This window comes from Streptomyces sp. NPDC008092, from assembly GCF_042957285.1.
Classification (GTDB): Bacteria; Actinomycetota; Actinomycetes; order Streptomycetales; family Streptomycetaceae; genus Streptomyces.
The window spans coordinates 84,282-108,072 of sequence record NZ_JBIBHY010000021.1; the positions used below are offsets into that span (position 1 = coordinate 84,282).

At 72.5% G+C, this 23,791-nt stretch carries 13 protein-coding genes; 10 read left to right on the plus strand and 3 right to left on the minus strand.

What is annotated here, in order from left to right:
- The first annotated feature begins 272 nt into the window (after positions 1-272).
- From ACFZB3_RS44840 to ACFZB3_RS44850, 3 genes are all read left to right on the plus strand, one after another.
- Positions 273-2,450: an ATP-binding protein gene (locus ACFZB3_RS44840; RefSeq protein ID WP_391388484.1), complete on the plus strand. Its 2,178-nt coding sequence runs from the start codon at positions 273-275 to the stop codon at positions 2,448-2,450.
- A gap of 149 nt (positions 2,451-2,599) precedes the next feature.
- Positions 2,600-4,168: a PucR family transcriptional regulator ligand-binding domain-containing protein gene (locus ACFZB3_RS44845; RefSeq protein WP_391388487.1), complete on the plus strand. Its 1,569-nt coding sequence runs from the start codon at positions 2,600-2,602 to the stop codon at positions 4,166-4,168.
- A gap of 152 nt (positions 4,169-4,320) precedes the next feature.
- A complete protein-coding gene (locus ACFZB3_RS44850; protein WP_391388490.1) occupies positions 4,321-5,769 on the plus strand; it encodes an aldehyde dehydrogenase family protein in 1,449 nt (482 codons plus the stop codon).
- A gap of 169 nt (positions 5,770-5,938) precedes the next feature.
- Here the strand turns inward: ACFZB3_RS44850 and ACFZB3_RS44855 are convergent, their stop codons facing one another.
- On the minus strand, positions 5,939-8,782 hold the full coding sequence (locus ACFZB3_RS44855; RefSeq protein WP_391388494.1) for a glycoside hydrolase family 3 C-terminal domain-containing protein: 2,844 nt from the start codon (positions 8,780-8,782) through the stop codon (positions 5,939-5,941).
- 363 nt (positions 8,783-9,145) lie between these two features.
- Between ACFZB3_RS44855 and ACFZB3_RS44860 the strand changes: the two genes are divergently transcribed.
- From ACFZB3_RS44860 to ACFZB3_RS44890, 7 genes are all read left to right on the plus strand, one after another.
- Positions 9,146-10,837: an extracellular solute-binding protein gene (locus tag ACFZB3_RS44860; protein ID WP_391388498.1), complete on the plus strand. Its 1,692-nt coding sequence runs from the start codon at positions 9,146-9,148 to the stop codon at positions 10,835-10,837.
- A gap of 28 nt (positions 10,838-10,865) precedes the next feature.
- Positions 10,866-11,903 carry an ABC transporter permease subunit gene (locus ACFZB3_RS44865; protein ID WP_391388500.1) on the plus strand — a complete coding sequence of 346 codons (1,038 nt, stop codon included), beginning with the start codon at positions 10,866-10,868 and terminating at the stop codon, positions 11,901-11,903.
- On the plus strand, positions 11,900-12,844 hold the full coding sequence (locus ACFZB3_RS44870; RefSeq protein WP_391388503.1) for an ABC transporter permease subunit: 945 nt from the start codon (positions 11,900-11,902) through the stop codon (positions 12,842-12,844). The genes ACFZB3_RS44865 and ACFZB3_RS44870 overlap by 4 nt, the downstream gene beginning before the upstream one ends.
- Positions 12,845-13,173: 329 nt before the next feature.
- Positions 13,174-15,369 (plus strand): 1,4-beta-glucanase, encoded by a 2,196-nt coding sequence (locus ACFZB3_RS44875; protein WP_391388506.1) that lies wholly within the window; start codon positions 13,174-13,176, stop codon positions 15,367-15,369.
- Complete coding sequence (locus tag ACFZB3_RS44880; protein ID WP_391388508.1) at positions 15,366-17,351, plus strand: beta-galactosidase; 1,986 nt, start codon at positions 15,366-15,368, stop codon at positions 17,349-17,351. Before ACFZB3_RS44875 ends, ACFZB3_RS44880 begins: the two co-directional genes overlap by 4 nt.
- The gene (locus tag ACFZB3_RS44885; RefSeq protein ID WP_391388511.1) at positions 17,348-19,567 is read left to right on the plus strand and encodes a glycoside hydrolase N-terminal domain-containing protein; all 2,220 of its coding nucleotides are present in this window, start codon (positions 17,348-17,350) and stop codon (positions 19,565-19,567) included. The genes ACFZB3_RS44880 and ACFZB3_RS44885 overlap by 4 nt, the downstream gene beginning before the upstream one ends.
- Before the next feature lie 36 nt (positions 19,568-19,603).
- Entirely contained in the window at positions 19,604-20,317 is a 714-nt protein-coding gene (locus ACFZB3_RS44890) for a hypothetical protein (RefSeq protein WP_391388513.1), read from the plus strand.
- A 45-nt stretch (positions 20,318-20,362) separates the two neighbouring features.
- Here ACFZB3_RS44890 and ACFZB3_RS44895 read toward each other — a convergent pair whose 3' ends face one another.
- The gene (locus ACFZB3_RS44895; RefSeq protein WP_391388515.1) at positions 20,363-21,550 is read right to left on the minus strand and encodes a sulfotransferase; all 1,188 of its coding nucleotides are present in this window, start codon (positions 21,548-21,550) and stop codon (positions 20,363-20,365) included.
- 127 nt (positions 21,551-21,677) lie between these two features.
- Positions 21,678-23,732: a TIM-barrel domain-containing protein gene (locus ACFZB3_RS44900; RefSeq protein ID WP_391388520.1), complete on the minus strand. Its 2,055-nt coding sequence runs from the start codon at positions 23,730-23,732 to the stop codon at positions 21,678-21,680.
- Positions 23,733-23,791 lie beyond the last annotated feature (59 nt).

A 23,791-nucleotide genomic window follows, 5' to 3' on the forward strand; every position in this document is an offset into this window, starting at 1 on the left:
GTGCCGGGCGCGTCCCGTCCGGTTGCTCCGGTGGTGCGTTTTCGGACGCTTTCCTTCTTTCTTCGCAGGCTAGGGCCGGGTGTGGGAGGTGGGCATGCTCCATGTGGGCGTTGTCGGAGAGTGACGTTGTCCGCGGTGGACATAGTGCGGGCGGGGGGCCGGTGCCCGGCCGGACGGCTCCTCGGCCGCGTAAGCGGTGAACTCCCCTTGCGAGGGCGTTAGATTGGCCGCTGACGGTGGACGGAAGAACGGCTGGTCAGGGAGCGAGAGCGATGGACAGCGACGGGACGCGGGACACGCGGCGTACGCATGCGAATCCTGTACCGCGTCCGGCGGGACCGCAGGACGCGGACGCGGTGCCTGTCGAGGCGCCCGCGGTGCCGCCCCGGCCCACGGCACCGCCGTCGGCGGTGCCGCCGCTGCCGGACGGCTCCGCCTTCCTGACCTGGCTGCGGGCGCCCAGGCCGGAGGCGGCGCCGGGGGTGTGGCGGTTCGGGTACCGGCCCCGGGCGGAGCAGGAACCCGAGGAGCTGCCCACCCGGCAACTGCTCAGCGGCGCCCTGATCGCCTTCCTGGTGGGGTGGCTGGTCTGGTCGCTGCTGACGCACGGGTACCTGGGAGCGTGGTGGGGGCTGCCGCTCCAGCTGCTCCTCCCCGCCTCGTGGCAGGGCGCGAACGCGACGATCTCACCGACCGCGACCCGCTTCATCTACGAGGGATACACCTACCTCGTCGCCCTCACCATCATGCTCGTGGTGGGCAAGCTGGGCCGCTGGGGTGAGGTGTGGCGGCGGTTCGTGGCGCCCCGGTTCAGGGCCGCGGCGTCCGCGGGGTCCCGCCAGGAGGCTCCGGCGCCGTCGGACGACCCCGCCCAGTGGCCCCACCTCCGGGCCGCCGGGGCCGACGCCGCCGCCGACCGGCTCGCCGGTGAGGCGCGCAGCGGGCTGATGCGGGACGTGGACCACGCCCGGATCGCCCGCGCCTGGCAGGGCGTACGCAGCGGCCGGCACAGCATGGCCACCTTCACCACCGCCGTCGTCAAGGACGGCGCCGCCGCCTGCCTGCACCCTTCCGGCGAACGCGACCTGCCCGCCCGGCACGCCCGCCACGACCTGGTCACCGGCCAGGTCCGGCTCGGCACCACCGCCGACGACCCCCGCAATCCCTACCGGTACCGGGGCACCGGCCTCGCCCTCGGCCCCGAACTGCTCGGCACCTCGCTGCTCGCCGTCGGCCCGGCCGGCTCCGGCAAGACCGGCTCCCTGGTCCGCCCGCTCGCCGAGTCGCTCTGCCTGCACGCGCTCGCCGGCCGCGCCTCCGTGGTCGTCGTCGGCGCGGCCGGCGCCGGCCTCGGACCCGCCGACGCCTACGACGTCGTCATCCGCATCGCCCACCCCGAGTCCGTCTACGACCTCGACCTGTACGGCGGCACCACCGACCCCGACGAGGCCGCCGCCATACTCGCCGAGGCGCTCGCCGGCGACCTCGCCGACCCGCACCCCGGCAGCGACAGCCGCCGCTCCACCACCGTCCTCGCCCAGCTGCTCGGCCCGTTCCGGGCGGTCCACGGCCGCTTCCCCTCCGTCCCCGAACTCCGCCGGCTCCTCGACGGCGCCCCCGGCCCGCTCGCCGCGCTCCGCAAGGCGCTCACGACCACCGGCCACGAGTCGCTGCTGCGCGAACTCGACGCACGGGAACGCCAGATGGGACACCCGGGCGACGTCGGCGCGGTGCTGGCCGACCGCATCGCGCTCCTCGACCGCCCGGCCTTCGCCGGCTTCTTCGACACCTCAGGCCAGTCCCGCCCCTTCTCCCTCAAGGCCCTCGACCACCCGGTCCGGGTCCGCATCGACCTGCCCGAGCGCGGCCACGCGGACGCCTCCCGCATCCTGGCCCGCCTGGTCCTCGCCCAGTTCACGGCGAGCGTCGCGGTACGGGACGACCGCTCGCTCTTCTCCTGCCTGCTCCTGGACGACGCGACGGGCGTGGTGACCCCGGAGGCGGTCCGTGCCGTCCAGCGCCTGCGCTCGGCCAACGCGGGCGTGGTGCTGACCCTGCGCACCCTGGACGACGTCCCCCGCCCGCTCCGCGGCCCGCTGCTCGGCGCCACCGGCTGCCGGATGGCCTTCGCCGGGCTCACCCCCTGGGACGGGCAGGACTTCGCCGAGGTCTGGGGCAAGGAGTGGACCGAGACCCGGGACGTCACCGACCGCCAGATCATCGCGGAGACCCCGGCGGGCAAGGCGCTGCACGTGGTACGCCGGGTGATCACCGGCAAGGCGCCCACGGCACGGGCGGTCACCGTCCGGCAGGTGGAGCGCGAGCGCTGGTCGGCCTCGGAACTGGCCCACGGGGTGCCGCCGGGCCACGCGGTCCTCTCCCTGACGACGGTCAAGGGCGAGTACGCGCCCCCGCTGCTGGTGGACCTGAGGGCCGGCGGCCGGGGCTGAACACGGAGGCGCGAGCGACCGTACAGTGAGGCAGAATCGACAGAGGCCGTTCATACGGCACGGCCAAAGACGGTTCCCCTTGCCGACGACGCCTACGGCGCCCACGACGCCCACGGTGCCTACGACCCAAGAGAAGATCTGACGGCCTGATGCCACCGACGCTCGCCTCGCTCGTCCACCACTCCGCGCTCAAACTGACCGTGCGCGCGGGCGAGGACCGCCTCGACGTGCCCGTGCGCTGGGCACACGTCAGCGAACTCGCCGACCCGGTGCCGTACATGGAGGGCGGGGAACTGCTCCTGATCACCGCGCTGAAGCTGGACGCGGAGGATCCGGAGGCGATGCGGAAGTACGTGAAACGGCTGGTCGGAGCCGGTGTGGTGGGCCTCGGCTTCGCCGTCGGCGTCAATTACGACGAGATCCCCAAGGCCCTGGTCGACGCCGCCGAGCACGAGGGCCTGCCCCTCCTTGAGGTCCCGCGCCGCACCCCCTTCCTCGCCATCAGCAAGGCGGTCTCGGCGGCGATCGCGGCCGACCAGTACCGGGCGGTGACCGCGGGCTTCGCCGCCCAGCGCGAACTGACCAGGCAGGCGCTGACCGCGGGCCCGGAGGGCCTGCTCACCGCCCTCGCGGCGCAGGTGGACGGCTGGGCGGCGCTGTACGACGCGTCGGGCGCGGTGGTCGCGACGGCACCGGAGTGGGCGGGGCGCCGGGCGGCGCGCCTGACGGCGGACGTGGAGCGGCTGCGGGAACGCCCGGCACCGGCCTCCTCGGTGGTCGGCGGCCCCGACAACGAGGACCGGGTGGAACTGCACTCGCTCGGCACCGGCCGCCGCTCGCGAGGGGCCCTGGCGGTCGGCACGGCCTCGGCGCTCGGCACGGCGGAGCGCTACGCCGTCCACTCCGCGATCGCCCTCCTCACCCTCACGACGGAACGCTCCCGTTCGCTGCACGCCGCCGAGCAGCGGGTCGGGGCGGCGGTGCTGCGCATGCTGCTCGCCGGGCAGCCGGACCATGCGCGCGGGGTCGCCGGGGACCTGTACGGCGGGCTGCTCGACGCCCCGTTCCGGATGATCGTCGCGGACACCACGGGCGAGCAGTCGGCCGGTCTCACGGAGGCGGTGGAGTCGGCCGCGGCCCGTGCCGGGGAGGCGGTGCTGGTGGTGCCCGAGGGGGAGCGGCTGGTGGTGCTGGCCGCGGACGGGGGCGCGGCGGTGGCGGCGTGCGTGGAGTACGCGGCGGCGCGGGAGGCGGCTCGGGCGGTGCCGGCGGAGCAGGGCGGCGGCGAGGACGACGAACTGGTCGTGGGCCTCTCCGCCCCGTCCGGCCCGATCGCGGCGGCGGCCGCCTACAAACAGGCCGAGCAGGCGCTGTCCGTGGCCCGGCGCCGGGGCCGGGTCCTGGTCGAGCACGACCAGCTGGCGTCCGGCTCGGTCCTTCCGCTCCTCGCCGACGACGCGGTGAAGGCGTTCGCCGACGGTCTGCTCAGGGCGCTGTACGAGCACGACGCGACCGGCCGGGGAGACCTCGTGGCCTCCCTCCGGGCCTGGCTCTCCCGGCACGGCCAGTGGGACGCGGCAGCGGCAGACCTCGGCGTCCACCGCCACACGCTCCGCTACCGGATGCGCAGGGTGGAGGAGATCCTGGGCCGCTCCCTGGACGACCCGGACGTCCGGATGGAGCTGTGGCTGGCGCTGAAGGCGACGTCGGCGGACTGAACGGTTCCCACTCGCCTGCCATCGTGCCAATCCGGCGCACCCCCCGCCCCCACCACTACACCCCGGACAAACGCACCCCCGCCCCCGCCGACCTACCGTGGACCCGAACACCCTGCACACCCACCCCCAACGCGGAAGGGCCGGGACTCGCAATGACCGCCACCCACGCCTTCTGGCTCGCCGGCCGCCAGGCCACCGGCGAGGACACCTTCGACGTCACCAACCCGTGGGACGCCCGTCTCGTCGGCAAGGTCAGCGTGCCCACCGACGCCCAGGTCGAGGAAGCCGTCGCCGCCGCGTACGCCGTACGGGACGAGTTCGCCGCCACCCCGGCCCACGTACGCGCCGCCGCCCTGGACCACGTCAGCCGCCGCCTCGCCGAGCGCACCGAGGACATAGCCCGGCTGATCTCCGCCGAGAACGGCAAGCCGATCAAGTGGGCCCGCGGGGAGGTCGGCCGTGCCGTCTCCGTGTTCCGGTTCGCCGCCGAAGAGGCCCGCCGCTTCAACAGCGGCGAGGCCCAGCGCCTCGACACCGACCTCGGCGGCCAGGGCCGGCTCGCGCTGACCCGCCGCTTCCCGAAGGGCGTCGTCCTCGGCATCGCGCCGTTCAACTTCCCGCTGAACCTGTGCGCCCACAAGATCGCCCCGGCGATCGCGGCCGGCGTGCCGATCATCCTGAAGCCGGCGCCCGCGACCCCGCTCTCCGGCCTGATCATCGGCGACCTGCTCGCCGAGACGACCGGCCTGCCGGCCGGCTCCTGGTCGGTCCTCCCGGTCGCCAACGACAAGATGGCCGCCCTCGTCCAGGACGAGCGCCTCCCGGTCATCTCCTTCACCGGTTCCGAGAAGGTCGGCTACTCGATCATGGACTCGGTGCCCCGCAAGCACTGCACCCTGGAGCTCGGCGGCAACGGCGCGGCCGTCGTCCTCGGCGACTACGCCTCCGACGCCGACCTGGACTGGGCCGCGACCCGCATCGCGACCTTCTCCAACTACCAGGGCGGCCAGTCCTGCATCTCCGTGCAGCGGGTCATCGTCGACGCCGCCGTCTACGACCGTCTGCTCCCGCGCATCGTCGCCGCCGTCGAGGCCCAGGTCACCGGCGACCCCGCCGACGACAGGACCGACGTCGGCCCGCTGGTCAGCGAGGCGGCGGCCGAGCGGGTCGAGGCGTGGGTGAAGGAGGCCGTCGAGGACGGCGCCACCCTGGTCACCGGCGGCGACCGCGACGGCGCCAGCTACGCGCCGACCGTCCTCACCGACGTCCCGGCCGAGGCCACGATCTCCTGCGAGGAGGTCTTCGGCCCCGTCCTCACCGTGCAGAAGGTGAACGGCGAGGACGAGGCCTTCGCCGCCGTCAACGCCTCCAAGTACGGCCTGCAGGCAGGCGTGTTCACCCACGACCTCCAGCTCGCCTTCCGCGCCCACCGCGCCCTTGAGGTCGGCGGCGTCGTCATCGGCGACGTCCCCTCCTACCGCGCCGACCAGATGCCGTACGGCGGCGTCAAGCAGTCCGGCGTCGGCCGCGAGGGCGTCAGGTTCGCGATGGACGACTACACCTACGAGCGCGTCCTGGTCCTCACCGGCCTCGCCCTCTGACCCACCCCGGTTCACACACCACGGCCGGAGCCCGCTGTGCGGGGGCTCCGGCCGTGGTGTACCCGCCGCCCGTGTCTGCTGCCCTGACAGGTAGCCACTCCTTCGGAGGGGCCCGGCACCGATGCCTACCGGTGCCGGGCCCCTCCTCCGTGCCGGCCTCCCCGGACCCTCAACCGAAGAAGCCGACGTGCGCGAGCCGCAGCGGGCCGCGCAGTCCCAGGTGGAGGTCGTGTACGCCGTCCGTGGTGAGGGGAGCGGTGAGCGAGGTGTAGGTGTACGCGTCGGTGGTCGGTCCGTCGAGGGTCAGTACGGCGAGCGGCGGGGCGCCGTCGAGGGACAGTTCCAGGGTGCCCCGGCCCGCCACCCTGGCCGTGACCTCCGTCGTGCCGGTGCCGAAGTCGCAGTTCCGGTAGACGAGTTCGGCCGTACTGTCGTCCGCCGGGGTGACCGCGTCGCCTTCCGTCCGGGTGCGGTCCACGATCGCGATGCCCGACTGCTCGTCGAAGCCCGCCGGTTCCAGGCCCGACGCGGAGGTGACGGGCCGCGGCGCCGCGGGCTCGCCGTCGAGGACCACCGTCGTCCGCAGGCGGACGTCCGCGCTGGACGCACCGGCGAAGAGGTCGTACGGCCCCGGTTCGCGGCGCCGGCCACCTCGCGCCACGTCCCAGAACTCGAAGGCGGAGAGCGGGACTTCGAAGGTGAGAGCGGTCCGTTCGCCGGGGCGCAGGGTGAGCCGGCGGTGGGCGAGGAGTTCGCGGCGCGGGCGGGCCGTCGACGGTTCGGCGGCCCGGGTGTAGAGCTGGGCCACCTCGTCCGCCGGCACGTCGCCGGTGTTGGCGACCGTGAAGGAGACGCGGAGCGCGCCGTCCGCCACCTCGGCCGTCAGGTCCGCGTAGGAGAAGGACGCGTAGGACAGGCCGTGGCCGAACGGGAAGAGCGGGGTGCCCTCGAAGTAGAGGTAGGTCTGGCGGGCGCCGAGCACGTCGTAGTCGAGCAGGTCGGGGAGGTCGGCGTCGGCCGCGTACCAGGTCTGCGGGAGCCGGCCCGCGGGGGAGACGTCGCCGGCCAGGACGCGGGCGAGGGCGGTGCCGGCCGCCTGGCCGCCGTGCGCCGTCCAGAGCAGGGCGGGCAGCCGGGCCGTGTCCACCGCGTACGGGTACGACGACACCAGCGCCAGCACCGTGCCCGGGTTCGCCGCGCGGGCGGCACGCAGCAGGCGCTCCTGGTGCGGGGGCAGGGCCAGGGTCGTACGGTCCTCGGTCTCACGGCCGTTGATGTGCGGGTCGTTGCCCGCGACCACCAGGACCGCGTCGGCCGCGGCGGCCACCCTGGCGACGGCGTCCGTACCGCGTTCGACGATGATCAACTCGAAGATGGAGGCGTTCCCGGCGGCAACCTTCACGCCGTCGGCGGCGACAGAGACGTGGCGACCCGTGCCGAGGTGCCGGAGGAGGTGACCGTTCTCGTGGGGTTCCAGGCGGAACGTCTCCTGGACGACCCAGCCGCCGGGCTGGTCCGCGGCGGCGCGGACGAAGCCGTCCTCGGCGACGGACAGGTAACGGCCGTCCGGGGCACGGAGGGTGAGGACACCCTCGCCCCAGTCGGCGAGGGCGAACTCGGTGCCGGTGGCGTCGGTGGTGAGCGGCGGGAGGTCGGTGCGGCCCGCGAGCAGCGCCGGGTCCAGGGCGCCCGCCGCGCCGCGCACCTCCTCGGCGGCCTCGGGGGCGGGGGCCACGTGCAGGAAGGTGCCGTCCGCGAGCCGCAGCCGGACCCGGTCCACCCCCTCCGCGAACTCCACGCGCTCCGCGCCGAACCGCTCGTACAGGCCCTCCAGGGGAGTGGAGCGGTGGATCAGGGTGCCGCTGTACCAGTCGAGTTTGCACTCGTCGGCGAGCAGACCGACCACGGCGATCCGGGCGTCGGGCGCGAGCGGCAGCAGGTCGCCGTCGTTCTTGAGGAGCACGACCGCCTGCTCGGCCGCCTCCCGGGCGAGGACGCGGTGCGCCGGGGTGTCGAACTCGGCGGTCCCCGTGTGCGGGTCGTCGTGCGGGTCGAACTCGCCGAGGCGGAAGCGGACCGAGAGCTGGCGGCGGACCGCCGTGTCGACGTCCTTCTCCGTCAGCAGCCCCTGGGCCAGCGCCCCGGCGACCCGGGCGATGATCTGCGTGCTGTCCGTGCCGTGGTCGGTGAAGCTGTCGACGCCGGCGAGCAGGGCGGCCGCCGTGGCTTCCTCGTGCGTGGCGAAGTAGTGCTCGTGGTCGACCAGGTTGCTGGGCGCGCCGGCGTCCGAGCAGACCAGCAGCTCCTCGTCCGTCCAGGTCCGCAACTGCTCGCGCAGGTACGGGGAGACGTGGTTGGGGCGGCCGTTGACCAGGTTGTACGCGGGCATCACCCCGGCCACCGCGCCCGCCTCCACGGTCTCCCGGAAGGCGCGCAGGTCGTACTCGTGCAGGACCCGCGGGCGGACCGAGGAGGAGGAAGTGGCCCGGTCCGTCTCGTTGTTGTGGGCCAGCCAGTGCTTCAGGACGGGGGCCGTGCGCCAGTACACCGGGTGGTCGCCGCGCAGCCCCCGGGTGTAGGCGGTGGCGATGGCGGAGGTCAGCTTCGGGTCCTCGGAGTAGCCCTCCTCGTTACGGCCCCACAGCGGGTGGCGCAGCAGGTTCACCGTCGGCGCCCAGACGTTGAGGCCGACGCGCTCGTCGCGGGCGCGCATCGCCCGGACCTCCTTGGAGACCGCCTCGCCGACCCGTCGGACGAGGTCGGTGTTCCAGGTCGCGCCCAGGCCCACCGCCTGCGGGAACACGGTCGCCGGACCCATCCAGGCCACGCCGTGCAGGGCCTCCTGGCCGGTACGGAAGGCGGCGAGGCCGAGGCGTTCCACGGCGGGTGCGAACTGGTGCAGGAAGGAGACCTTCTCGTCCAGGGTGAGCCGGGCCAGCAGATCGTCGATGCGCTTCGCGAGCGGCAGCTGCGGATCGCGGAAAGGTGGCGCGGGCGGCGTTTTTGCGGTCACGTGCGGTTCCCCTTGCGATGGAGCGACGAGGAGCTTTCGAAGCGCTTCGATGCTCATTCGACGCGGGGGTGGGTGTCAAGGGATGTTCGGCGATATTTCAAGTGGCGCATACGAAGAGGTCAACCCCTATACCTCGGAGGAATCTTGGAAGCGACCCTTGTGCACCCCCGGGTGTTCACTTAACCTCGCAGCAACATCGAAGCGCTTCGACTATCCGGTCCGCCCCAGGAGCACGCGACATCCCAGGGGCACGCGACATGGGTCGCGGGCCGGAGGGCCGCTTCCGCTCAGCCAGTTCCACTCAAGACACCGCAGCCGACGGCCACCGCCGGGTGTCCTGGTGCGCCACGAAGGGTTGACGCAATGACGCCGAACGCCGCTTCCGCCCCCTCCGGGCCGAGCCGGAGAACTTTCCTCGCCTCCACGGCAGTCGCCACCGCAGCGGTGGCGGGCGGGATGCCGCTGCTCGCCGCCTGCGGGGCGTCGGACAGCGGGTCGGGAGGGGGTTCCTCCTCGGGCAAGGACGCGAAGAAGCTGTTGCCGTCGTACGTCGCCGGCAACGTGGTGACCCCGGACATCCCCTCGAAGTACGGCTCGTCGATCGGCTTCACCGGCAAGCTCGACCTCGCGACCCTGAAGACCTCGGTCCCGAAGAAGCTCGGCAAGGGCGGCAAGGTCACCGTCATGTCGCCGTTCTGGGGGTCCCCGCCCAAGCAGGACAACCCCTACTACCACGCGATGAACGACATGATCGGCGTCGACGTCGAGTGGCAGAACCAGGACGGCAACACCTACGACCAGAAGCTCGGCGCGGTCCTCGCCTCCAGCGACGTGCCGGACGTCGTCGTCATCCCGAACTGGAACATGGGCGGCAAGATACCCACCGCCATCATCAGCAAGTTCGCCGACCTCGGTCCGTACCTGTCCGGCGACAAGGTCAAGGACTACCCGAACCTCGCCGCCGTCCCGACCGACGCCTGGCGGCGCTGCATCTTCGGCGGCAAGCTGCGCGGGCTGCCGATGCCGTCCTCGTACGTCACCAACATCGTGCCCTTCTACCGCAAGGACATCTTCGACAAGGAGGGCTACGACGTCCCGCGCTCGGCGGACGAGTTCCTGTCCCTCGCCAAGGAGATCACCAACGCCAAGGCCAAGCGCTGGGCCTGCATGGACATGAAGTGGACGGCCTGGCAGATGTTCGGCGTGCTGTCCGGCAGCGAGAAACCGCTCGGCTGGAACCTCGTCGACGGCAAGCTGATCAACCGCATCGAGACCGACGAGTACCTCGAAGCACTGGAGTGGACCCGCAAGCTCTTCGCCGCCGACGTCGTGCACCCCGACGCCATGCTCGGCAAGAACGCCCCGGACGCGGGCCCCAAGTTCGCGGCCGGCGAGTTCCTGATCTACCCCAACGACATCAGCCAGTGGTGGAGCCGCACCGCCGAACAGGCCACCCAGAACCCGGACTACAAGATCTGGGGCATGGACGTCTACGGCCACGACGGCGGAAACCCGCAGGTCTGGGCCGAACAGCCGGCCGGCATCTTCGCCTTCGTCAACAGGAAGGCCTCCGAGTCCGTCGTCCGCGACGTGCTGGCCGTCGCCAACACCACCGCCGCGCCGTACGGCACCAAGGAGTACATGGCCACCAACTACGGCGTCGAGGGCACCCACTACACCGTCAAGAACGGCGTGCCCACCAAGACCACCCGGGGCAACAACGAGGTCCTCAACGCCTACGTCATGATCGCGAGCCCCGCCGCCACCATCGCCCACCCCGACTTCCCCGACGTCGCCAAGGCGCAGGTGGAGTGGCAGCAGCGGATGGGCTCCTTCACCCGGAAGTCCAGCTTCTTCGGCCAGATGATCACCGAGCCGTCCCGCTACACCAACCTCATGGACGACTTCGAGACGCTGGAGGACGACATCACCCGCGGCCGCAAGAAGATCAGCGACATGCAGCAGGCCGTCGCCGAATGGAAGAGCAAGGGCGGCGACAAGCTGCGCGACTGGTACCAGAAGCTGCTCGACGACAACGGTTCGACGGCGAGCTGACCCGGCACCGAGGCAAGGGAGAACGGCCGTGTCCCACAGCACGGTGCCTCGCAGCAGAGCCGAGGCAGACGACGACGGTACGGGGCGGACTCCGGTGACGACCGGCGCCGCCGCAACCACGAAGAAGGCGAACACCGGGAAGCTCGGCCTGCGCCTCAGGTTCAGACGCGACCGCGCCCTGATCCTGATGACCCTGCCGGCGGTCCTGCTGCTCCTGGTCTTCAACTACCTGCCGATCCTCGGCAACATCGTCGCCTTCCAGGACTACGACCCGTACGTCAGCGACAACGGCGTCGTCTCCATGCTGCACAGCGCATGGGTGGGCCTGGAGAACTTCCAGCAGATCTTCGCCGACTCCGCCTTCTGGAACGCGGTGAAGAACACCCTGGTGCTGTTCTTCCTGCAACTCGTGCTGTTCTTCCCGATCCCGATCGCCCTCGCGCTGCTCATCAACAGCGTGCTCCGGCCCCGGGTACGGGCGATCGCCCAGGCGGTCCTGTACCTCCCGCACTTCTTCTCCTGGGTGCTGGTCATCTCCGTCTTCCAGCAGCTCTTCGGCGGCGCGGGCCTGCTGTCCCAACTGCTGCGGCAGCACGGCTACGACGGCCTCGACATCATGACCGACCCGTCGACCTTCAAGTTCCTGGTCACGGCGGAGGGCGTCTGGAAGGACGCGGGCTGGGGGATCATCGTCTTCCTGGCGGCGCTGGCCTCCGTGAGCCCGGACCTCTACGAGGCCGCCGCGATGGACGGCGCGGGCCGCTGGCGCCGCATCTGGCACGTCACGCTCCCCGCCCTGCGCCCGGTCATCGCACTGCTGCTGGTCCTGCGGGTCGGCGACGCGCTGACCGTCGGCTTCGAACAGATCCTCCTCCAGCGCGACGCCGTCGGACCAGGAGCCTCGGAGGTCCTCGACACCTTCGTCTGGTGGAACGGCGTCCGCAACCAGGACTTCGGCTACGCGGCCGCCGCGGGCCTCATCAAGGGCGTGGTCAGCCTCGGCCTGGTCCTCGCCGCCAACAAGGTGGCCCATCTCATGGGCGAGCAGGGGGTGTACAAGAAATGACCGCCGTCATCGACGAACCGCCCGCACGGGAACGGCCGCCGTCCCGGTGGGCCGCGCCGGCCCGCCCGGTCTGGGAGGAGGAACCGAGCACGGCCGGCGTCGCCGGCAAGGGCCTGGTCCTGACCCTGGCCTGCCTCGCCGTCCTCTTCCCGCTCTGGATCGTGGTCGTCACCAGCCTGTCCTCCCGGAAGACCATCGACGAGGCCGGCGGCCTGGTGATGATCCCCAAGGGCATCACCTTCGTCGCCTACCGGGAGTTGCTGAGCGGCGGCCAGGTCACCCGGGCCACGGTCATCAGCATCCTGATCACCCTCGTCGGCACGGCGTTCTCGATGACCGTGTCGGTCCTGTGCGCCTACGGCCTCTCGCGCATCGGCTCGCTCGGCCACCGCTGGTTCCTGTTGCTGCTGATGGCGACGATGTTCTTCAGCGCCGGCCTGATCCCCACCTACCTGCTGGTCCAGTCCCTCGGTCTCACCGACAGCTATCTCGCGCTGATCCTGCCGAGCGCGGTGAGCGTCTTCAACATCCTCGTCCTGCGCGGGTTCTTCATGGGCATCTCGCAGGAACTGACCGACAGCGCGCGCATCGACGGCGCCGGCGACTTCCGGATCCTGTGGCAGATCGTCATGCCGCTGTCCCGGGCGGTCCTCGCGGTCATCACCCTCTTCTACGCGGTCGGGTACTGGAGCGCCTGGTTCAACGCGTCCCTGTACCTCAACGACCAGGACAAGATGCCGCTGCAGAACGTCATGATCCAACTGGTGCAGAAACAGCAGGCCCCGGTGGGCCTGGGACAGGCGATCAAGACGGGCGAGCTGTCGTACCTCTCCGTCCAGATGGCGGTGATGGTGATGGCGCTGCTGCCGGTGGCGGTGCTCTCGCCCTTCGTCCAGAAGCACTTCAAGAAGGGGATGCTGACGGGGGCGGTGAAGGGGTGACGGTCGCCTTCTGAAGGGGGTGGCGGGGGAGCGTCGGCGGCCGCGGGTGCGTGGGGGCTGATCGCGCAGTTCCTCCCCCAGCCTTCGGCCGGGGGACCCCCAGCGCCCCTTACGGGGCGCTGTCCAGTCGCCCCTCGTCAAACGCCACCCAGCTGCGCCCCATCGAGCCACCCAGCTGCGGGCAGGCGTGCCGCAGGGCGGCACGGGTGGGCGCTGGGGGTCCCCCCCGGCCGAAGGCTGGGGGAGGCACCCTGCAAGCGCCGGTAAGCGACCCCCCCCCGCCCCCACCCCGGCCCACCCACCCAACCCACGCTCACCGAAGGTTCCCCATGCCCACCCTGAGCCGCAGAGCCGTTCTCGCCGCCACCGCGGCAACCGCCACCCTCACCGCCCTCCCCGTCCCCACCGCCCACGCGGCCGCCCCCCAGCCGCAGGCGCCCCCCTACCGCTGGCGCAACGCAGTGATCGGCGGCACCGGATTCGTCACCGGCGTCCTCTTCCACCCCACCACCCCCGGCCTCGCCTACGCCCGCACCGACATCGGCGGCGCCTACCGCTGGGACGCCCGCACCGCCCGCTGGACCCCCCTCACCGACCACCTCGGCTGGGACGACTGGAACCTCCTCGGTGTGGAGGCGATGGCCGTCGACCCCGCCCACCCCGACCGGCTCTACCTCGCCCTCGGCACCTACGCCCAGTCCTGGGCCGGAAACGGCGCGGTCCTGCGCTCGGACGACCGCGGCACCACCTGGACCCGCACCGACCTCACCGTCAAACTCGGCGCCAACGAGGACGGCCGGGGCATGGGCGAACGCCTCCTCGTCGACCCGCGGGACAGCGACACCCTGTGGCTGGGGACGAGACACGACGGACTCCTCAGGTCCGCGGACCGCGGGGCCACCTGGGCGGCAGCCCCCGGCTTCCCGCCCGCCCCCTCCGCCTCCGGCCAGGGCGTCAGCCTCCTCGTCGCCGCAGGCCGTGCCGTCTACGCCGGGTGGGCGGACGGCGACGGCGGCGCGACCGCCGCCGGCCTGTACCGCACCACCGACGGGACCACGTGGGAGGCCGTGCCCGGGCAGCCCACCGGCACCGCCGCCAGGATCCCGGTCCGCGCCGCCCACGACCGGCACACCCGCGAGCTGTACGTGACGTACGCCGACGCCCCCGGCCCCAACGGCCAGGCCGACGGCAGCGTGCACAAGCTCGCCACCGGCACCGGCAGGTGGACGGAGGTCACGCCCGCCGCACCCGGCGGCAGCGACACCTTCGGCTACGGCGGGGTCGCCGTCGACGCCCGCCGGCCCGGCACCGTCGTCGTCTCGACGAACAACCGGTGGACGGCCGTGGACACCCTCTACCGGACCACCGACGGCGGCCGCACCTGGACGTCCCTCAAGGACTCCGCCGTCTTCGACGTGGCAGAGACCCCCTTCCTCAAGTGGGGCGGCGACCAGCCGAAGTTCGGGTGGTGGATCCAGGCCGTCGCCGTCGATCCGTACGACTCGGAGCACGTCGTCTACGGCACCGGCGCCACCCTCTACGGCACCCGCGACCTCGTCCACTGGGCACCGCAGATCCGCGGCCTGGAGGAGACGTCGGTGCTGCAGCTGGTGTCGCCCCCGGTCGGGGAGGCGCACCTGCTGAGCGGCTCGGGGGACATCGGCGTGCTGTACCACGAGCGGCTCACCGCGTCTCCGTCCCGCGGTATGGCCACGAACCCCGTGTCCGGGTCGGCGACGGGGCTCGCGCAGGCCGCGGGCAGGCCGGCGTACGTGGTCCGCACCGGCTGGGGCGACCACGGCAACGGCGCCTTCTCGGACGACGGGGGCCGGACCTGGGCGCCCTTCGCCGCCCAGCCCTCCCTCGCCCACGACGTGCCGGGACCGATCGCCGCCAACGCCGACGGCAGCGTGCTGCTGTGGTCCTTCGTGCACTGGGACGGGACCAGGTACCCCGCCCACCGGTCGGACGACAACGGCGCCACCTGGACCGAGATCTCCTCCTTCCCGAAGGGCGCCACGCCGGTCGCCGACCCGGCCGACCCGACGCTCTTCTACGCGTACGACACCGACACAGGAACGCTACAAGCCAGCACTGACAGTGGCCGGACGTTCACGGCGCGTGCGTCCGGGCTGCCCGCCGGGGACAGCCAGTTCCAGCTGGTCGCGGCCCCCGGCAGGTCCGGTGACCTGTGGCTCAGTGTCAAGTGGAACGGGCTGTACCGGTCCACCGACGGGGGCGTGAGCTTCGCCAAGGTCGCCGGCTGCCGGGCCGCCTACACCCTCGGCTTCGGCAAGGCCGCCGACGGCGCCGAGTACCCCGCCATCTTCCTGGTCGGCTCCACCGAGGCCGTCACCGCCGTCTACCGTTCCGACGACGAGGCCGCGACCTGGACCCGGATCAACGACGACCGGCACCAGTGGGGCTGGACCGGGCAGGCCGTCACCGGCGACCCGCGCATCCACGGCCGGGTCTACCTGGCCACCAACGGCCGCGGCATCCAGTACGGGGACCCCGTCCGATGACCGCCCGACGAGAGCCGCCGAACCTCTCCGACGCCACCCGGGGCCGCATCCTCTTCGGCGGCGACTACAACCCCGAGCAGTGGCCCGAGGAGACCTGGCAGGAGGACGTCCGGCTGATGACGGCCGCCGGCGTCAACTCCGTGACCATGGGCGTCTTCTCCTGGGCCCGGCTCGAACCGCGGCCGGGGGAGCGGGACTTCGGCTGGCTGGACCGGCTCATGGACCTGATGCACGGCCACGGCATCGGCGTCGTCCTCGCCACCCCCACCGCCTCGCCGCCGCCGTGGCTGGGGCGGCTGCACCCGGACACCCTGCCCCGGGACGCCGACGGCCGCACCGAGTGGTGGGGCGGCCGCCAGCACTTCTCGCACTCCAGCGCCACCTACCGCCGCCACGCCGCCGCCATCACCGAGGACCTCGCCGCCCGCTACGCCGGCCACCCCGCCCTCACGATGTGGCACATCAACAACGAGTACTGCACCTTCGACCACGGCGACGAGGCCGCCGCCGCGTTCCGGCGCTGGCTGCGCGAGCGCTACGGCACCCTCGATGCCCTCAACACCGCCTGGGGCACGGCGTTCTGGAGCCAGGGCTACGACACCTGGGACGGCATCCTGCCGCCGCGCCACACCCACTACCTGAAGAACCCCACCCAGGTCCTGGACTTCCGCCGCTTCACCTCCGACATGCTCCTGGAGTGCTACACGGCCGAACGGGACATCGTCGCCCGGCACACCCCGCACATCCCGGTGACCACCAACTTCATGCCGCTCTGGATCGGCCAGGACGCCTGGCGCTGGGCCGCCGAGGAGGACGTCGTCTCCGTCGACCTCTACCCCGACCCGCGGGATCCCCTGGGCGCCCAGCACGGCGCGCTCGTCCACGACCTCACCCGCTCCCAGGCGCGCGGCCCCTGGATGCTCATGGAGCAGGCCGCCGGGCCGGTCAACTGGCGCGGGGTCAACCACCCCAAGCCCCGCGGCCTCAACCGCCAGTGGTCCCTCCAGGCGGTGGCCCGGGGCGCGGACGCCGTCTGCTACTTCCAGTGGCGGCAGTCGAGGCAGGGCGCCGAGAAGTTCCACTCCGGGATGGTCAGCCACGCGGGGGCGGAGGGCCGTACGTACCAGGAGGTCAAGCAGCTCGGCTCCGAACTGGCCGCCGTCGCCGCGGAGGTGACCGGCCGCCGGATCGGGGCGGACATCGCGATCCTCCACGACTGGCACTCCTGGTGGGCCGGTGCCCACGAAGGCCGGCTCTCCACCGAGGTGGACCTCCCCGACGTCCTGCACGCCTGGCACCGGGCCCTGTGGGAGTCGAACCTCACCACCGACTTCGCCCACCCCGAACACGACCTGTCCTCCTACCGGCTGGTCGTCGTCCCGCAGCTCTACCTCCTCACCGACGCCGCGATCGGCAACCTCCTCGGCTACGTCCGCGGCGGCGGCACCCTGGTCAGCGGCTTCCTGACCGGGATCGCCGACGAGGACGACCGGATCCGCCCCGGCGGCATGGACGCACGGCTGCGCGAGCTGTTCGGCATCCGCGTCCTGCACGAGTGGTGGCCGCTGGACGCCGGGGAGACCGTCGCGTGCGGGACCTTCCGGGGCACCCTGTGGTCGGAGGAGATCGAGGCCGCGCCCGCGGTCTCCGAGACCGTGCCGTACCGGGGCGGTGAACTCGACGGGCGGCCGGCCGTGCTGCGCAACGGGCGCGCCTGGTACGTCTCCACGCTCCCGGAGCCGGAGGCGCTGCGCGAGCTGCTCGGCCGGATCGCGGCGGACGCGGGGGTGCGCCCGGTGCTCGACGGTCTGCCCGCGGGCGTCGAGGCGGTCCGCCGGGGTGAGCTGCTGTTCCTGTTCAACCACGGGCGCGATGAGGTGAAGATCTCCCTCATGGGAACACATCGAGATCTGCTGACCGGTACGACCGTCACCGGCGAGACCACGCTCGGCCGCTACGGCGTGGCGGTGCTCAAGCCATGACCGTCACCGGTACGACCGAAGAAGCCACCGGCCCCGTCCACGGCACCTGGGAGCCGGCCCCCGCCGCCCGCTGGGAGGACGCCTTCCTGAGCGGCAACGGCCACCACGGCACCCTCGTGTTCGGCGATCCGAACGACGACCGTGTCATCGTCACCCATCACACCCTCGTCCGCCCGAACGGCGGCGAACACGCCCGCCCGCCCCGCCTGGCGGCCGGACTCGCCGACGTGCAGGACAGGTTGCTCGCCGGGGAGTCGGCAGCCGCGGAGAGCTTCACCGACGGCCGCCCGCTCCAGTGGGTGCAGCCCTTCCACCCCGCCTTCCGGATCCGGCTGCGCAGGCCGCACGGACCGACCGACGGCTACCGCCGTTCCGTCGACTTCACCACCGGCGAGGTCACCGCCACCGCCGCCGACTGGACCAGCAGGGTCTTCGTCTCCCGCGCGGACGACGTGATCGTGCAGCAGGTCGTGGGCGCGGCCGCCCTCGACATCGCCCTCGACCACCGGCTCCCCGGCGCCCCGTCCGGCCTGGGCGTCGGCCACGGCGCGCTGCGCACCCCCGAGGGCGCCCTGCTCAGCCTCCGCGCCCGCTACCCCGGCAGCGACCGCGCCTACACCGGCGTCACCCTGGTCGCCGTCACCGGCGGCAGCACCGGACTCGTCCCGCCGGGCGTCCGCGTCACCGGCGCCGAGTCCGTCCTCCTCCTGACCCGGGTCCGCCGCCACACCGGCGAACTCGACGTGACCGCCGAGACGCGGGAGCTGAGCGACCTGCTCGCCGACCAGGAGAGCTACGACGCGCTGCTCGCCCGCCACCTGGTCCCGCACCGCACCGCCTACACCCGCGTCACCCTCGACCTAGCCGCCTCCGAGGCCGAACGCGCGCTGCCGGGCTCCGAGTTGCTCAAGCGGCCCGCCGAAGCGGCGCTCCTGGAGCGGCTCTTCGCCGCCGGCCGCTACCACCTGCTCTCCGCCTCCGGCCTCAACCCGCCCCGCCTGACCGGCCTGTGGACCGGCGACTGGGACACCGCCTGGTCGGGCGCGTTCACCACCAACGCCAACCTCAACCTCCAGACCGCCTCGGCGGCGGCCGCGGCCCTGCCCGAGGTCACCGCGGCACACGCGGCGCTGATCCACCGCCAGTTGCCGCACTGGCGGGAGAACGCCCGTGCCGTCTTCGGCGCCCGGGGCGTCGTCGCGCCCACTCACACCGACGGCGAGTCCGGGTACTCGTACCACTTCGACCGCGAGTATCCGCACCAGCTGTGGACGGCCGGCGCCGACTGGCTGCTCAAGCCGCTGGTCGACCACGACGAGACCCGCGGCGAGCGCGATCCCTGTACGGCGGCGGTGCTGGCCGAAGTCGCCCGGTTCTACGAGGACTTCCTCACCCGGACCGACGCCGACGGCCACCTCGTGATCGTCCCCTCCTACTCGCCCGAGAACCGCCCGGCGAACGCGAGCTGGGGTGCGGTCAACGCGGCGATGGACCTCTCCGCCGCCCGGCACGCCCTGCGCACCGCGGCCGACTACCACCCCGGGCCGGACGGCGACCGCTGGCGGGCCCTCGCCGACCGGCTGCCCCCGCACCGGACCAACGCCGACGGCGCGCTCGCCGAATGGGCCCGGCCCGGCCTCGACGACACCTACGACCACCGCCACCTCAGCCACCTCTACGGCGTCTGGCCGCTGGACGAGATCACCCCGTACGACACCCCGGAACTCGCGGCGGCCGCGCACCGCGCGCTCGAACTGCGCGGCGCCGAGAACGACTCGGCCCACGGCCACCTCCACCACGCGCTCGTTGCGGCCCGGCTGCGGGACGGTGACCGGGTCGCAGCGGCCCTGGCCAACGTCCTGGACGGCGACTTCTTCCACGCCTCCCTGATGAGCGCCCACTACCCGGACCGCGACGTCTACAACGCCGACGCCGCGCACACCCTGCCCGCGGTGCTCGTCGAGGCCCTCGTCCAGTCCACCCCGGACCGCCTGGTCCTGCTGCCGGCCGTGCCGGCCGCCCTGGGAACAGGCCGGCTCCGCGGCATCCGCACCCGCTTCGGCGCCGGACTCGACCTCGACTGGACCCCCGACGGCGCGCGAGCCGTCCTCAGACCGCACCGGACGCTCCGCGTCGACCTGCGGACTTCCTCCGGCAGTCGGCCGCTCGACCTCGTCGCCGGAGAAGACCACGTCCTCACCCTGGGGACGTGGTAGCCACCCGCACCTCCCCCCACCCATGGAAGGGACACCATGGCAACACGCACGTATCGCAGGGTCGCCAAGGCCCTGATCGCCCCCGCGCTCGCCCTCGGCGCCACCGTCGGCCTCGCCTCCGCGCCCGCCTCGGCGGCCGTCTGGAGCTCCTGCGACCAGTGGGGCAACACCACGCTGAACGGCTACACCCTCTACAACAACATCTGGGGCTCCGGCGCCGGCAGCCAGTGCATCTGGGCCAACTCCGGCACCAACTGGGGTGTCAACGCCAACCACCCCAACACCGGCGGCATCAAGTCGTACCCCAACGCCAAGAAGGTCATCAACAAGACGATCACCTCGCTGACCTCGCTCACCAGCAGCTACAACGTGACCGTCCCGTCGTCCGGCGCGTACAACACGTCGTACGACATCTGGGACACCGGGTACGCCAACGAGATCATGCTCTGGGTCAACAAGACCGGCGCCGTCGGCCCGCTCGGCACCTCGCAGGGCACTCTCACGCTGGGCAGCAACACCTGGACCGTCTACAAGGGCAACAACGGCTCGAACAACGTCTATTCGTTCATCCGGAGCTCCAACTCGACCTCCGGCACGATCGACATCCTGCCGATCCTGAAGTGGATCAAGGACACCAAGGGCTGGTTCGGCAACGTCACCATCGGTGACCTGCAGTTCGGCTTCGAGATCACGTCCTCGTCCGGCGGGCTGGACTTCACCGTCAACAGCGAGAGCGTCAGCAGCAGCTGAGCCACCGGGGCGGCCCTGCCACAGGCGGGGCCGCCCCTCGTGCCGTCAGGCCCGGTCGGCCTCGGCGCGCAGTGCGTTGTAGTCCGCGAAGGCCGTGTCGACGTCCGCGCGGGTCAGGCCGTAGCGGGCCAGGTCGTAGCTGTGCACGCGGGTCCCCCTGGGGCGGGCGGCGACGGCCGGGAGGCGGGCCGCGTCGGCCTCGGTCCAGCGGGCGCCGACGGCCGCGTAGAGCTTCGGGGCGCCCGCGGCCGGGTCGGCGCCCAGCCAGGAGTACGGCACGTCGACGAGGGACTCGCGGGGGATGCGGGCGCGGGACGCGAGGCCGCGGGCGGCGGAGCGGGCCAGCAGCCCCAGCCAGGTGGCGCCGAGCCGGTGCAGGTCGAGGGGGCGGGTGTTCACCGCCATGCCGTGCTCGACCAGGCTGCAGAACGAGGCCACGGCGGTGGCCGGATCGCGGTGCGTCCACACGATCGTGGCGTCCGGGAAGACCGCGCGCAGCGCGTCCAGGTTCTCCAGGTGCAGCGGCGACTTCAGCACCCAGCGGCGGCGCGGGCGGCCGTACTGGAGCACCTGGTAGATCTGCTTGAGGTAGCGGTAGTCGGCGCCGAAGTCGTGCGTCTCGTGCCAGGGCAGGTACTCGGGGATCACCGCCTGGGACAGCGGCATCACCGTGTGCGGCAGCGCGAAGGTGCACTCCTCCGGGCCCTCGGGCCGCAGGTTGTGGATGTGCCGGAAGCGCGGGGAGAAGAGGTTGATGCCGCCGACCAGCCGGCGGGCGGTGGTGACCGCCTTCTCCCGTTCCTCCGGCGGGAGTTCCAGGTCCGGGGTGAGCAGCTCCCAGAGCAGCGGGCAGCGGTGGTCCGCGGAGAGGGAGAGGATCCCGTGGGTGAGCGTGGTGGCGGTGCGCGGCAGGCCCACCACGAACACCGGCCGCTCGACCGGCTCCCGCTCGATCTCGGGATGTGCGGCGAGCAGCCGGCGGATCCGGGCCCGGTTGGCGAGATGCCGGCCGACGTGCCCGCGCGCGGACAGCCAGCCGACCGGGGTGAGGTGTTCGGCGCCCGCCCAACATCGCAGCAGGTGACGGAAGCCGTCGGTGAACCGCTCGTCGTCCTCCGCGGTCCCGGCCGCGTCGAGCAGCCGGTCGAAGGCCCGGTCCGGCGTGCGGCGGGCGCGGAAGCCGGGTCTGAGCAGCAGGTTGGCGAGCGTGAGGGGGAACGGACCTGAGGGCACGGCTGCGGGACCCTTCGTGGGGGGGGACAGGGGAGGGGATACTGACTACCCCCTCCAACTGCCCGACCACACCGCCGAGTTGAGACATTTACCGGCCGGTAACGAGAGGCGTCGCAATCCGGCCGCGTTACTCCGCGACCGGTAGCTCCGCCCCGTCGCGCAGGAACAGCGGGATGCGGTCCAGCGGCGCGTCCACCGTCACCGCCGCACCGCCCTCGTACGACTGGCCCGTCCACGCGTCCGTCCACCGGGCGCCCGCCGGCAGATACGCCGTCCGGGCCGTGGCGCCCGCCGTCAGCACCGGCGCCACCAGGAGGTCCCGGCCGAAGAGGTACGCGTCGTCGACCGCCCACGCCGCCGGGTCCCCGGGGAACTCCAGGAACAGCGGCCGCAGCACCGGCAGGCCCTCCTCGTGGGCCTCCCGCATGACCTCCAGGACGTACGGCTTCAGGCGCTCGCGCAGCCGCAGGTACTTCTCCAGGATCGCGCCGGCCTCCGTGCCGTACGACCACACCTCGTTCGGGCCGCCGGTCATGTCGGGGCCCAGCGGCATGCCCGGGTCGCGGAAGCCGTGCAGGCGCATCAGCGGGGAGAGCGCGCCGAACTGGAACCAGCGGACCATCACCTCGCGGTAGGCCGGGTCGTCCGGGTCGCCGCCATGGAAGCCGCCGATGTCGGTGTTCCACCAGGGGATGCCGGACAGGGCGGTGTTGAGGCCGGCCGCGATCTGGTGGCGCAGGGCCGTGAAGTCGGTGCCGATGTCGCCGGACCACAGCGCGGCGCCGTAGCGCTGACTGCCCGCCCACGCGGAGCGGTTGAGCGTGACGACCTCCTCGCCCCCGGCCCGCAGGCCCTCGTAGAAGGTCTGGGAGTTCTCGGCGGGGTAGCTGTTGCCGACCTCCAGGCCGGGGCCCGTCCAGTAGCGCAGGTTCTCCTGGAAACCCGGCTTCAGCTCGGGCTCGCAGGCGTCCAGCCAGAAGGCCGTGATGCCGTACGGGTCCAGGTAGTTCTCCTTCACCTTCGACCACACGAACTCCCGGGCGTCCGGGTTGGTGGCGTCGTAGAAGGCGACCTGGACGGTCGACGCCACCCCCTTGTCCGGCCAGTCGGCGTGCGCCGTCGGGCCGTACTGGGTGCCGATGAAGTAGCCGCGCTGCTCCATCACCGGGTGGTTCTCGCTCAGCGGGGACACCGACGGCCACACGCTCACCACCAGCTTGACGCCCAGCTCGTCCAGTTCGCGGACCATCGCGGCCGGGTCGGGCCACTCCGCCGGGTCGAACTTCCAGTCGCCCAGGTGGGTCCAGTGGAAGAAGTCGCAGACGATCGCGGAGAGCGGCAGGCCGCGGCGCCTGTACTCGCGGGCCACGGCGAGGAGTTCGTCCTGGGTGCGGTAGCGCAGCTTGCACTGCCAGAAGCCCGCCGCCCACTCCGGCAGCATCGGTGAACGCCCGCTGACCGCAGTGTAGTTGCGCTGGCCGTCGGCCGGATCGCCGACGGTGATCCAGTAGTCGAGCTGGCGGGCCGAGTCGGCCACCCAGCGGGTGCCGTTGCCCGCCAGCTCGACGCGGCCGATCGCCGGGTTGTTCCAGAGCAGGGTGTAGCCGCGGCTGGAGACCAGGACCGGGACCGAGACCTCGGCGTTGCGCTGGACCAGGTCCAGGACCAGGCCCTTCTGGTCGAGGCGCCCGTGCTGGTGCTGGCCCAGACCGAACAGCCGCTCGTCCTCGTAGGCGGCGAACCGCTGCTCCAGGCGGTGGTGGCCGTTGCCGACCGCGGTGTACAGGCGCGAGCCGGGCCACCAGAAATGGGCGCGCTCCTCGGCCAGCACCTCCGAGCGGTCGTCGGTGCGCAGGAACCGGACCAGGCCCTCGGCGGACACCTCGACGGTCAGGTCCCCGACCGTCAACTGCGCTTCGCCGTCACCGATCTTGACGGCCGACCCGGTGGCGGGCGGCTCGTCGAGCAGGGCCCCCGGCAGGCCTTCGAGGATCGGCCCGCCGAGCCGGGCACGCACCCGGACCGCGTCCGGCCCCCAGGGCTCGATCCGCAGCGTCTCCTGACGGCCGCTCCACTCCAGGGCACCGTCCCGCTCCCGGAACGTGCCGACGGTGGGGGAGGACTGCGCGAGGCTGACCTTGGGCTGGTCGTCCGCGGACTGGATTCGGGCAGACTGATTCATGTCACGTGCTCCTGAAGGAGTGCAGACAGGGGAGTGCCCCGGCACGGCGGGGCACTGCA